Source organism: Flavobacterium agrisoli, assembly GCF_016522065.1.
Taxonomy (GTDB): domain Bacteria; phylum Bacteroidota; class Bacteroidia; order Flavobacteriales; family Flavobacteriaceae; genus Flavobacterium; species Flavobacterium agrisoli.
Genome location: NZ_JAEHFV010000001.1, coordinates 167,155 through 179,322 on the forward strand (window position 1 = coordinate 167,155; position 12,168 = coordinate 179,322).

At 35.2% G+C, this 12,168-nt stretch carries 9 protein-coding genes; 6 read left to right on the forward strand and 3 right to left on the reverse strand.

Annotated features, from left to right (window positions below):
• Window positions 1-11 precede the first annotated feature (11 nt).
• The 6 genes from I5M07_RS00640 to I5M07_RS00665 all read left to right on the forward strand — a co-directional run bounded on the left by I5M07_RS00640 (window position 12) and on the right by I5M07_RS00665 (window position 5,759).
• On the forward strand, window positions 12-1,805 hold the full coding sequence (locus tag I5M07_RS00640) for an amidohydrolase (RefSeq protein WP_200104259.1): 1,794 nt from the start codon (window positions 12-14) through the stop codon (window positions 1,803-1,805).
• 79 nt (window positions 1,806-1,884) lie between these two features.
• Complete coding sequence (locus tag I5M07_RS00645; RefSeq protein ID WP_200104260.1) at window positions 1,885-2,319, forward strand: DoxX family protein; 435 nt, start codon at window positions 1,885-1,887, stop codon at window positions 2,317-2,319.
• A complete protein-coding gene (locus I5M07_RS00650) occupies window positions 2,316-2,765 on the forward strand; it encodes a DMT family transporter (protein WP_200104261.1) in 450 nt (149 codons plus the stop codon). Before I5M07_RS00645 ends, I5M07_RS00650 begins: the two co-directional genes overlap by 4 nt.
• A 3-nt stretch (window positions 2,766-2,768) precedes the next feature.
• A complete protein-coding gene (locus tag I5M07_RS00655; RefSeq protein ID WP_200104262.1) occupies window positions 2,769-4,136 on the forward strand; it encodes an alginate export family protein in 1,368 nt (455 codons plus the stop codon).
• Between the two features lie 46 nt (window positions 4,137-4,182).
• Window positions 4,183-5,115, forward strand: coding sequence for a ring-cleaving dioxygenase (locus I5M07_RS00660; RefSeq protein ID WP_200104263.1), 933 nt, complete (start codon window positions 4,183-4,185; stop codon window positions 5,113-5,115).
• A 5-nt stretch (window positions 5,116-5,120) separates the two neighbouring features.
• Complete coding sequence (locus I5M07_RS00665) at window positions 5,121-5,759, forward strand: alpha/beta hydrolase (RefSeq protein WP_200104264.1); 639 nt, start codon at window positions 5,121-5,123, stop codon at window positions 5,757-5,759.
• 524 nt (window positions 5,760-6,283) lie between these two features.
• Here the strand turns inward: I5M07_RS00665 and I5M07_RS00670 are convergent.
• The 3 genes from I5M07_RS00670 to I5M07_RS00680 all read right to left on the reverse strand — a co-directional run bounded on the left by I5M07_RS00670 (window position 6,284) and on the right by I5M07_RS00680 (window position 12,163).
• The gene (locus tag I5M07_RS00670; RefSeq protein ID WP_200104265.1) at window positions 6,284-7,387 is read right to left on the reverse strand and encodes an NADH:flavin oxidoreductase; all 1,104 of its coding nucleotides are present in this window, start codon (window positions 7,385-7,387) and stop codon (window positions 6,284-6,286) included.
• Window positions 7,388-7,452: 65 nt separating this feature from the next.
• The gene (locus I5M07_RS00675; RefSeq protein ID WP_200104266.1) at window positions 7,453-8,871 is read right to left on the reverse strand and encodes a TolC family protein; all 1,419 of its coding nucleotides are present in this window, start codon (window positions 8,869-8,871) and stop codon (window positions 7,453-7,455) included.
• A 127-nt stretch (window positions 8,872-8,998) separates the two neighbouring features.
• On the reverse strand, window positions 8,999-12,163 hold the full coding sequence (locus I5M07_RS00680; RefSeq protein ID WP_200104267.1) for an efflux RND transporter permease subunit: 3,165 nt from the start codon (window positions 12,161-12,163) through the stop codon (window positions 8,999-9,001).
• Between the last annotated feature and the right edge of the window lie 5 nt (window positions 12,164-12,168).

Consider the following 12,168-nt stretch of genomic DNA (forward strand, 5'->3'; position numbering starts at 1 on the left):
ATAGCAGAAAAATGAAATTTACGACATTATTGTCTTTATTCACTTTTTCAATTATAAGCCCAACTTTTACAAGTACAAATGAAATCCCGTTGGAAGACGGGATAGAATTAATTGTTTTCAATGCTAAAGTGACACTCCAAAAAGAAGGGGAATTTGCAGAGGCTTTTGCAGTAAAAAATGGGAACTTTTATAAAATTGGAAAAAATAAAGACATCTTAAAACTAAAAAGTGCGGCAACAAAAATTATTGATGCAAAAGGCAAAACGGTAATACCAGGGCTAAATGATTCTCATGCACATCTAATTCGCGCAGGCCTAAATTACAATGCTGAGTTACGTTGGGATGGCGTTTCTAGTATCCAAGAAGCTTTACAAATGCTAAAGGAACAAGCCAAAAGAACGCCAAAGGATCAATGGATTAGAGTTGTTGGAGGTTGGAGCGAATACCAATTTAAAGAACGGCGATTACCTACTTTAGAGGAAATAAATGCTGCAGTACCGGATAAACCTGTTTATATTATGTATTTGTACTCTTTAGGATATTTAAATCAAATGGGTATTGAGAAATTAAATTATAATGAATTAACCAAATTTCCTGGTGGTGAAATAGTTCTAAAAAATGGAAAACCAACCGGAATGCTTATTGCTAAACCAAGCGCTCTTATCCTTTATAAAACCTTAACACTTCTTCCAAAATTAAGCCATGAAGAACAATTAAATTCAACCTTGCATTTCTATAGAGAATTAAATCGTTTTGGAATAACAAGTGCAATTGATGCCGGTGGAGGTGGGCAGTATTATCCTAATAATTATGATGTATCTTTAGAATTAGCCAAGCAAGGAAAATTAAATGTAAGAACTTCATATTACCTCTTTGCTGTGGATAAAGGAAGCGAAAAAGATTTCTTCACTACTTGGATGCCTGCACTTCAAAGTGGATCAAATCAAGATATGTTTAAACCTAACGGATACACATATGAAGGAGCTGGAGAAAACTTAACATGGGAAGCCGCAGACTTTGAAAACTTTCTAGAGCCTCGACCTGAATTGCACGATAAGATGGAAAATGAACTAGATTCAATTGTGTCAATTATTGCCAAAAATAAAACTCCATTTAGGATCCATGCCACGTATAATGAATCAATTGAGCGTTTTTTAGATGTGTTTGAAAAAGTGGATAAGAAATACCCATTTCTTAACAAAGTTCGATGGATTATTGATCATGCCGAAACAATAAATGATGCCAATTTAGAACGTATCAAACGGCTAGGAGGTGGAATTGCTGTTCAAGATAGGATGCTATTTCAAGGTGAATATTTTGTTGATCGTTATGGTAATGAGGCCGCAAAAAATAGTCCCCCAATGGCAAAAATACTTAAAATGGGAATTCCGATGGGGTTTGGAACAGATGGTACTCGAGTTTCTAGTTACAATCCTATGCTTACTTTATATTGGGCAGTATCAGGAAAAACATGGGGTGGTTTACAATTATACGATAAATCAAACACACTCTCTAGATTTCAGGCATTAGAAACCATTACGCATGGTAGTGCTTGGTTCTCAAATGAAGAAGAACTTAAAGGTCAAATAAAACTAGGTATGTATGCTGATTTTGCGATACTGTCCGATGATTATTTTACGATACCGGAGGAACACATTAAAAGACTCACATCAGAATTGACCGTTGTAAATGGTAAAATAGTGTATGCAGCCAACGACTTCAAATCATTAGATCCAAATACTTCAGCGATAATCCCTAACTGGTCTCCAGTCAAATTTTACGGAGGGTATCAACTACCAAAATAATACAGTTCAATAAAAGTCTGAAAAGCCATTTTTTTTAATCGCTAATAAGTAACTCTATTCTATAAATTTAATAATCTTAATGAAAAACTTCTTTAAACTTTGTTTCATCACAGATGGAGAAGCTTACTATTTTAATATAGCTCTTTTGTTTTTTAGGGTAGTTCTCTCACTAGAATTAATCATAGTACATGGATTTAAAAAATTAGGTATTGGTGTCCCTATTGCTGAGGTAGTTCCTAATCCTTTAAGTTTACCTGAAGTTTTAAATCAAAGCTTTGCAACGGCAGCTAACATCGTGTTTCCATTTTTTATCATGTTAGGGGTATTAACCAGGCTTTCAACGCTGCCTATTTTAGCAGTTACCCTTACAGGCTATTTTGTGTTACATGCTCAGGACAATCTGCTAATAAGAGATGTGCCATTTATGTATTCAATTGCTTATCTATTTATCTTGCTAGTGGGGCCTGGTAAGTTTTCTGTTGACTTCTTAATTTATAAAAAACTCATAAAATGAAATCACAAATCATTCCCATACTATTTGCTGTAATTGCTGGTGCTGTATTGCCTTTTCAAGCTGTTTTTAATATGCAGTTGGGTAAAACAGTGCATCAACCAATTTTCGCTGCATTTGCTTCATTCTTACTTGGTACTTTGGGGTTACTAACTTACCTAATCTATTTAAAATTTGATTTTTCAACGTTGACTCAAACTAAAGAAGCTTCAGCTGTGGTCTGGACAGCCGGTTTATTAGGAGCATTTTATGTTGCCGCAGTAATTATCCTGGCTCCAAAATTAGGTACGGCCTTAACCTTTGGATTAGTGGTAACCGGACAAATGTTAGTATCTGTTCTTTTAGATCATTTCGGGCTATTTGGCTTACCAATAAACCAAATAAACTGGCAGAAAACAATTGGTATATTATTGCTTTTACTCGGTGTAATATTCATTCGTAAACATTAACCAATGAAAAGTGACTTCTTGAGATCTTTATTAGTACTACTAATTTTAGGCTATCCAAAAAGTTATAGTCAAACAACTGACACTTTAAAGTTTGGCGTTTTGCGTCAGAATGATGACATTTCGATGTTAAAAACCAAAGAAAACAAAACGGTCTATGAAGATTCTAAATGGATTCCTATTGCTAAAAATTATGCAATGTCATTTGGAGGTGGTTATCGATTTCAGACCGAAGGTTTTTTGAACCAGGACTTTAGTAGAACTGAAAAGGAAGACAATATTTGGTTTCTAAATCGATTGATGTTCTATTCTAAATTTGAATTGGGAACCAAACTTGATTTTTTTCTTGAATTAAATTCAAGTTTGGTAAACAATAAAAGAGATGTTTCGCCAGTTGATCGTGATGAAGTAGCAACCAATCAAGTATTTATCAAGTACAATTTTTTCCCTAATTATGAATTGCATTTAGGAAGAGAAAATATTAAACTCGGTTCCGGAAGATTAGTCGATTATCGTGAAGGTCCCAATGTTAGAAGATCATTCGATTTAATTAAATTCAATTATTCGAAAAATAATTTACAACTAGCCCTTTTTTTTTCAATTCCTGTTCAGCCTAACTATTATGCTTTTGATAATGACTTTTTAGATTTTCAAGAAACTTTTAGTGGTTTTTACTTAACAAAAGCACTTAGTGAAACTAGTAATATAGATCTATACGGATTTTACCAAAAGGATGACAATACAACGTACGCAACTGGCACAGCAAATGAACGTCGTTACAGCATCGGCACCCGACTATTTGGGAGTTTACATTCTATTAAATTCGATAATGAAGCGGTATACCAATGGGGTAATTTTGGCAATCAAAAAATTAGTGCTTACACCCTATCTATAAATTGTTCGCACAATATCAATCTAGTTTCGAATACCGATATAATTGGATTAAAAACAGAATTAATAAGCGGTGACAAAAATGCTACTGATAACAAACTTAATACCTTCGATGCATTATACCCGAGGGGAGCCTATTTTGGTAGAGTCGCTAAATTTGGCCCTTCTAATTTAATTGATTTGCATCCTTACATAAACTTAAAATTAAAAAAAAACTATTATGTAGAATTGGATTATGAACTCTTCTGGCGATATTCTGTATACGATGCGATTTATGGTGCTTCTTTACATCCGGACTACTTGGCTACCAATACAAAATCTTTTACGGCTCAACAATTTGGAACCGTCATTGGGTGCGATTATACAAATCATTTAAACCTCGAATTTGAAACCAATACCATCTTTCCTGCTGATTACTTTAAAACCAATCATAAATCGTCAACCCTTTTTCATGCAGTAATTTCCTTGGAATATAAATTCTAGGTATCAATATATTCTCAAAATAAAATAATTAGTAAAACTTAAAATTATGGAAACTAAAATACAAGGTCTACATCATATCACTGCTATAGCTAGTGATCCCATTCGAAACTATGAATTTTACAATGTTGTATTGGGACTACGATTCATAAAAAAAACAGTAAATTTTGATGATCCAAAATCCTATCATTTTTATTATGGAAATGAAATTGGAAATGCAGGAACAATTCTAACGTTCTTCCCCTGGGGAGATGGAATTCCACAAGGGAGAAAAGGATCCGGAATGGCAACAGAAATTGGTTTTTCAGTACCTTATGGTAGTTTGGAATTTTGGACTAAGCATTTTGAAAAACACAATGTAATATACAACAAACCCGCTAAAAAGTTCAATGAGAAATACCTAACATTTTTAGATCCTGACGGATTAAAATTTGAACTTGTGGAAACAAAGGATAACCGAATACCTTGGAAAACGAATGAAATACCGCCAGAAATGGCAATACATGGATTTCATTCAGTTACATTAACACTTAATAATAGTAAGGCAACCGCAGCTATATTAACTGACATATTTGGCTATGAATTAGTTGCTAACGAATCAAATCGGTTTCGCTACAGCGTAGATTCTGTTGAAAATGCAGCCATAGTTGACCTAGTAGAATTGCCAGATGAAAAAAAGGGTTTAGTTGCTAATGGAACAGTTCATCATGTGGCATTTAGAGTACAAAACGATGCGGTTTTAATGCAGTTTCATGATAAAATTAATAAACTCGGGTTAGGGATAACTCCCAAAATAGATCGAAACTATTTCCATTCCCTTTATTTTCGGGAACCAGGAGGAGTACTTTTTGAAATAGCTACAGATAATCCTGGGTTTACAGTCGATGAACCACTTTCTGAATTAGGAAAGAATTTAAAACTACCTCCGCAATATGAGTCCATGAGAAATGAAATTGAATCTCACTTAATCAAAATAAATTAAAGCAAATGGAATTTCAACCTTTAAAATACGTATACATCGCTTCTGGTATTCCAAACGCAATCACCTTATTATTATTTCACGGAACTGGTGGAGATGAAAATGATTTGCTAGCCATTGGGAAAAATTTAGGAGAGGACTTTAATATTTTAAGTGTAAGAGGTAACGTTCTTGAACATGGAATGCCCAGATTCTTTAGGAGAATTGCAGCAGGAATTTTTGACGAAGAGGATTTAAAATTTAGAACTCATGAATTAGTTCATTTTTTGAAATCAGTTTCAAGGACTGAAAATTTTAATCTCGAAAACCTTATTGCTGTAGGATATTCAAATGGAGCCAATATAGCGGGTTCGATAGTAATGCTTTATCCAAATTTTTTATCGGGTGCCATTTTATTTAGACCAATGATGCCATACAAAAACATTCCATCTTTTAAATCTATTAAAAAGACTCCAATCTTGATCATTTCAGGAGATTTTGACACAATGGTTCCTCTTTTAGAAATCGAATTATATAAAGATGTCTTAACTACAAATAATTTCATTGTAACATTAAACCATCTAAAAGCAGGCCATAATTTAGTTACTACTGATATCTCTCTGGCAAAAAAATGGTTAATAGAATCTTATATGAATAGGTTTAAATAAGTCAGTGACTATTTTTAATATTACTTTATAGCGCTTTACTAATTTAAGTAAAGAAAAAAAGCTAAGTTCATCGGATAAATTTTTTATGAAGGTGTGAGCAAGAAACTCATGCCTTCAATTTTTATTGAAAAAAAATAAATTTTGCTTCTTGCTAACCAAGTTAATTAGGCTTTAAAAGTTTTAAATAGGCAAGACCAACATTAACCGAAATTAAAATTGTGGATTTTTTGAAAAAGAGTCACTTAATTGAGCCAAAGATAAATATGTTTACATGATGCTGTAAACTGGCAGATTAACTTTTAAATTAGTTACATTTTTATATTTGTTCTGAAAGATGCGACAGAATCCTGAATTGAATTTTTATAATTTTTTTTAAAGTAGAGAACATAATTAAATAGCCAACTTTTAAGCAATTTCATTAATTTGTGCTAAAGATATACCGATGATTATTTCTTATAATCGATAGCAAAAAATGCTCCTGAAAAATATCAGAAGCATTTTTGTTTTTATACAATTATGATTTTTTATAAAACCAATTCACCTAAAGCTTCTTTACTGAAACCTACAAGTTCATTTGTTTTTCCAGCTTTAATTTTAGCAACCCAATTTGGATCGGATAAAAGCGGTCTACCAACGGCAACCAAATCAAAATCACCTCGGTCGAAACGTCTGTTTAATTCGTCTAGTGAAGTTGGTTCTGAGCTTTCGCCTGCAAATGCTCCAAAGAAATCGCCTGATAAACCAACAGAACCAACAGTAATAGTTGGAACCCCAGTTAGGATTTTAGCCCAGCCTGCAAAATTCAAATCCGATTTTTCAAATTCAGGTTCCCAGAAACGTCGTTGAGAACAATGTAAAATATCTACTCCAGCATCCACAAGAGGTGTCAGCCAAGCATCTAATTCCTGTGGATTTTTGGCCAGTTTATAATTGTAATCCGAAGGTTTGAATTGAGAAACTCTCATAATAATAGCAAAATCATTTCCGACTTGCTTTCTGATTTCTTTAATCACTTCAATAGCAAAATGATTGCGTTCTTTTATCGTTTTTCCGCCATAAATATCCGTACGTAAATTGGTTTCAGGGTTGAAGAATTGGTCAATCAAGTAACCGTGCGCTCCGTGAATTTCGATAGTGTCAAAACCCAATCTTTTAGCATCGGCAGCTGCTTGTCCAAAAGCGATAATCGTGTCTTCAATATCCTTTTCAGACATCGTATTTCCGTTCCTATTCCCAGGTCTATTTAAACCAGATGGTCCTTCAAACGGAACTGGCGGAACCCAGCCCGAATGATGGTTGTCCATAATGCCCATATGCCAAATTTGTGGTCCCATTTTTCCTCCAGCAGCGTGAACTTCATTGATTACTTTTTGCCATCCGTTTAAAGCTTCATTACCATAAAAATGAGGAACATTTGCATCGTTAGAAGCAGAAGCTCTGTTGATAACTGTTCCTTCAGATAATATTAATCCTACTTCACCTTCCGCTCTTTTTTGATAGTAAGAAGCTACGGTGTCGGTTGGAATTCCGTTTGGTGAAAACGAGCGCGTCATTGGCGCCATTACAATTCTATTTTTAAGATTTAACGACTTTAAGCTAAAAGGCGTAAATAAGTTACTTGTATCCATAAACTATTTATGATTTTTGATTATTATTTTTAGTACTGTAAATATAAGAATATCAACTGTATATGTTATCTCCACCCTCCGCCTAATGCGCGATATAATTCGGTGTTGACAGAAAGTTGTTCTCTTTTGATGTTGGCTAATTCTAATTCGCTTTGCAATAAACTGGCTTGAGCGGCTAAAACTTCCAAATATTCCGCCATTCCGTTTTGGAATAGCATTTTCGAATTTTTAATAGCCAATTGCAGGGTTTTTACACGTTCTTGTAAAAAAGATTCTTGTTGTTGTAGTTTTTCTACTTTTACCAAAGCATCTGATACTTCGCTAACTGCTACTAAAACGGATTGTCTAAAACTCAAAACGGCTTTTTCTCTCTCGGCAACTGCAATTTTGTATTGGGTTTTCAATCTTTTATTGTTCAATAAAGGTTGTGTCAAGCCTCCTGCAACCGTTCCAAATAAGGAAGCAGGAATGTTGAACCAACTGCTGGTTTCAAAGGAATTCAATCCGCCTTGGGCTGTTATTCGTAAGGCTGGATACAAATCGGCTTTAGTAATTCCAACATTGGCATTAGCCACTTTCAAAGCCAATTCAGCACTTTTTACATCCGGTCTTCGACTTACTAATGAAGATGGAATTCCAATAGATGCATTATTTTTAATGGTAATTGCTGTCAAACCAATAGTCCTTTGTTTCGAATTAGGGAAAGAACCTGTCAAGACACTCAAAGCATTTTCTTGAATGGCAATATTTTGCTCCAATAAAGGGATCAATTGTGCCGAATTCAATTTTTGCGCTTCCGATTGTTGAATGGCTAATGAGTTTACCTGTCCCGAATCGTATTTTAGTTTGATAATTTTCGTTGTACTGTCATTCAATTTCAGATTTTGTCTGGCGATTTCCAATTGAGCGTCCAACATCAAAAGATTGTAATATCCTTTAGAAACATTAGCTACAATATTGGTTTGCAGTGCTTTTTTTACTTCTGCCGATTGCAAATAACTGGCATAAGCACCTTTTTTCTGATTACGGATTTTTCCCCAAATATCAGCTTCCCACGAAAGAGAAACTCCTGCAGAATAATCGTCAATGTGTTTTTGACCCAAAGCTTGGTTAAGGTTCATTCCCGTAAAACTATTGTCAGACGGATTGCTGGTACTGGCGTTTACTAATAAATTGGCCTGCGGAACATTTCCCCATTTCGATTGTGTGAATCGGTATTGGGCAATTTCGATATTTTTGGTGGCAATTTGCAAATCGTTGTTTCTAGCAACCGCGCTATCTATTAATTTAATAATATCTTTTTCGGTAAAGAAGCTTTTCCACTCTAAATCGGCAATACTTGATGTATCAGTTGGCACAGCTGCATTCCTGAAAGTATCAGGAAATGCATTGGTTGGAGTTTCAATATCTTTCGAAACCTTACAAGAAATCAATGTGCTAATCAATGTAATGACTATCACAATTTTGCTTATATACTTTTTCATTTTTTCATTTTATTTTTCTGAACAGAAATCATCATTATTTTCAAGATCTTTCCAAACTTGATAGGATAAGTATCCAATGCTAATGAGGATTCCCACTAGAATTAAGGTGATGTAATTTTCCATAGTATTATTTTTTTTCTTCGTTATGAATTACAGCTATTGGCTTACCTGAAATTTTTTCTTGTAAATGTTGGAATATGATGAATAAGACAGGGATAATCATTATTCCTAAAATAACTCCTGAAATCATTCCACCAGCAGCTCCAATACTAATGGAATGGTTTCCTTGAGCCGATGGTCCCGTGGCACTCATCATCGGAATTAATCCAACGACAAAAGCCAGTGACGTCATAATAATTGGTCGTAAACGCAGTTTGGCAGCATCGATTGAAGCTTTAACCAATGCCTGACCAGATTTTCTTTTTTGAACGGCAAATTCCACAATCAGAATCGCATTTTTGGCGAGCAGTCCAATAAGCATTACCAGTGCGACTTGTACGTAAATGTTGTTTTCGATTCCAGTTAAACCAATGGCTATAAATACGCCAAATATTCCGGCTGGGATAGACAAGATTACTGCCAAGGGCAAAATGTAACTTTCGTATTGTGCTGATAGTAAGAAATAAATGAATATCAAACACAGTAAGAAAATCGTTACTGATTGTCCTCCAGATGAAATTTCCTCTCTAGTTTGTCCTGAAAATTCATAAGCATACCCTGTAGGTAATTGTTGTGCCGCTACTTCTTCAATGGCTTTGATAGCGTCACCTGAACTAAATCCTGGAGCAGGTATGGCATTTATAGCAATAGAGTTAAATAAATTGTATCTCGAAGCGGTTTCTGAACCATAAATACGAGTCAGTTTTACCAAAGTATTTATAGGAACCATTTCGCCATTTTTGTTTTTTACAAATACACGGTCAATAGATGAAGGATCGGCTCTGTCCTCAATATCGGCTTGAACAACCACACGATAATATTTACCAAATCGGTTAAAGTCAGATGCTTGTGCGCTACCAAAATACGCCTGCATTGTTTGCAGAATGTCTTTTACTTTTACACCCAATTGATCGGCTTTGGCATCATTAATATCTAATTGCAATTGCGGATAATCGGCCTTGAAACTGGTAAAAGCAACTGCAATTTCAGGACGTTTCATCAATTCGCCAATGAAGTTTTGAGAAATACCACTGAATTTATCCAGTTTGCCACCCGTTTTGTCTTGTAATACCAAATCCAAAGCTTCAACATTACTAAAACCAGGAACGGTTGGGAAACTAAATACGAAGAAACTACCTTCGGAAATAGCGCCTAATTTTCCTTGAACATCGGCCATTATTTCATTGATATCTTTCATTTCACCACGCTCTTCATTTGGTTTCAGCAATACAAAAACAACTGCCGAAGATGGGCTTGTAGAATTCGTCAATAAGTTAAAACCTGAAATCGCAGTTACATCTCTTGAAGCTGGTAATTTGCTCAAGACATTTTCAGCTTCGGTCATTACTTTTTGAGTTCCGTCCAATGATGTTCCAGAAGGCGTGTTTACTGCAATGGCGATAAAACCTTGATCTTCTGTTGGGATAAATCCTGCTGGAGTGGTTTTTACCATTACAATTGTAGCAATAGTTATCAAAGCCAATCCGCCTAAACTAACCCATTTGTTACGTATTAAGAATTTCAATCCGCCTACATAACGGTTGGTTAAATTTTCAAAACTATTATTGAATCCAGTAAAGAATTTCTCTTTAAATCCTCTTTTCTCATAAGGTTTGTCGCCATCAGCTGCGTGATTGTCTTTTAAGAATAAAGCGGCTAGGGCAGGGCTTAATGTCAAAGCATTAACGGCAGAAATTACAATTGCAATCGCCATCGTAAAAGCAAACTGACGATAGAAAACTCCTGTAGAACCTTCCATAAAACCAACAGGTAAGAATACCGCAGCCATTACCAGTGTAATCGAAATAATTGCACCCGTAATTTCGTGCATCGCTTCGTGTGTAGCTACTTTTGGAGACAAATGTTTGTGTTCCATTTTGGCGTGTACGGCTTCGACGACGACAATCGCATCATCGACCACAATTCCAATTGCCAGAATTAAGGCAAATAATGTCAATAAGTTAATTGAGAATCCGAATACTTGCATAAAAAAGAACGTTCCTAAAATCGCTACCGGAACGGCAATCGCCGGAATTAATGTGGATCTAAAATCTTGAAGAAAGATAAATACAACAATAAATACCAAGATAAAAGCTTCCAATAAAGTATGTTTTACCTGATCGATCGATTGGTCTAACGATACTTTTGTGCTATAAAAAATATTTTTTTTGATACCTGCAGGAAAACTTTTAGCTTGTTTTTCCATTAATTCATTAATGGCAATTTGGATATCATTTGAATTGGAACCCGCCAATTGAATCACACCAATTACTATTCCTTTTTTACCATTCAAACGCGTTAAACTATTGTAAGAATAAGCACCCAATTCAACTCGCGCCACATCTTTTAAGCGAAGAATAGAACCGTCAGCATTAGAACGAATAGCAATATTTTGATAATCTTCGGGTTTGGTTAATTTTCCTTTGTATTTGATTACATATTCAAAAACTTCTTTGCTTCGTTCACCAAATTTCCCCGGAGCAGCTTCTAAACTTTTATCTTGGATGGCCGCCATAACTTCGTTTGGCGTTACATTATGCGTAGCCATTTGCGTTGGATTCAACCAAACACGCATCGAATAATCTTTTGTTCCGCCAAAAATAGCAGCAGAACCAACTCCTGGAATACGTTTGATCTCCGGAATAATATTAATCTGAGCATAATTAGCCACAAAAGTCTGGTCGTATTTCGATTCTTCATCGGTATACATACCAATTGCCATAATGAAACTGTTTTGTTGTTTTGCAGTGGTTACACCTTGCTGAACTACTTCAGCAGGCAAGTGGCTGGTAGCTTGTGCCACCCTGTTTTGAACGTTCACCGCAGCCTGATCGGCATCCGTTCCTAGTTTAAAGAAAACAGTAATCGCTAAAGTACCATCATTACTTGCGGTAGAACTCATATAAGTCATATTCTCCACACCGTTTATGGATTCCTCCAAAGAAGGAGCAACAGAACGTAAAACGGTTTCTGCGTTAGCTCCAGGATAAACTGCCGTTACCAAAACTGATGGAGGCGCAATGTCTGGAAACTGTTGTAAAGGCAATTTGCTAAGTCCAAGTACACCTAATATCACCAATAAAATGGAGATTACGGTTGCCAGTACAGGTCTTTGTATAAATATTTTGAACATTTGTA

Coding starts and splice junctions, on each gene's coding strand:
- I5M07_RS00665 (WP_200104264.1), top strand. CDS start 5,121: ATGGAATTTCAACCTTTAAAATACGTATACATCGCTTCTGGTATTCCA.
- I5M07_RS00655 (WP_200104262.1), top strand. CDS start 2,769: ATGAAAAGTGACTTCTTGAGATCTTTATTAGTACTACTAATTTTAGGC.
- I5M07_RS00645 (WP_200104260.1), top strand. CDS start 1,885: ATGAAAAACTTCTTTAAACTTTGTTTCATCACAGATGGAGAAGCTTAC.
- I5M07_RS00680 (WP_200104267.1), bottom strand. CDS start 12,163: ATGTTCAAAATATTTATACAAAGACCTGTACTGGCAACCGTAATCTCC.
- I5M07_RS00650 (WP_200104261.1), top strand. CDS start 2,316: ATGAAATCACAAATCATTCCCATACTATTTGCTGTAATTGCTGGTGCT.
- I5M07_RS00670 (WP_200104265.1), bottom strand. CDS start 7,387: ATGGATACAAGTAACTTATTTACGCCTTTTAGCTTAAAGTCGTTAAAT.
- I5M07_RS00640 (WP_200104259.1), top strand. CDS start 12: ATGAAATTTACGACATTATTGTCTTTATTCACTTTTTCAATTATAAGC.
- I5M07_RS00675 (WP_200104266.1), bottom strand. CDS start 8,871: ATGAAAAAGTATATAAGCAAAATTGTGATAGTCATTACATTGATTAGC.
- I5M07_RS00660 (WP_200104263.1), top strand. CDS start 4,183: ATGGAAACTAAAATACAAGGTCTACATCATATCACTGCTATAGCTAGT.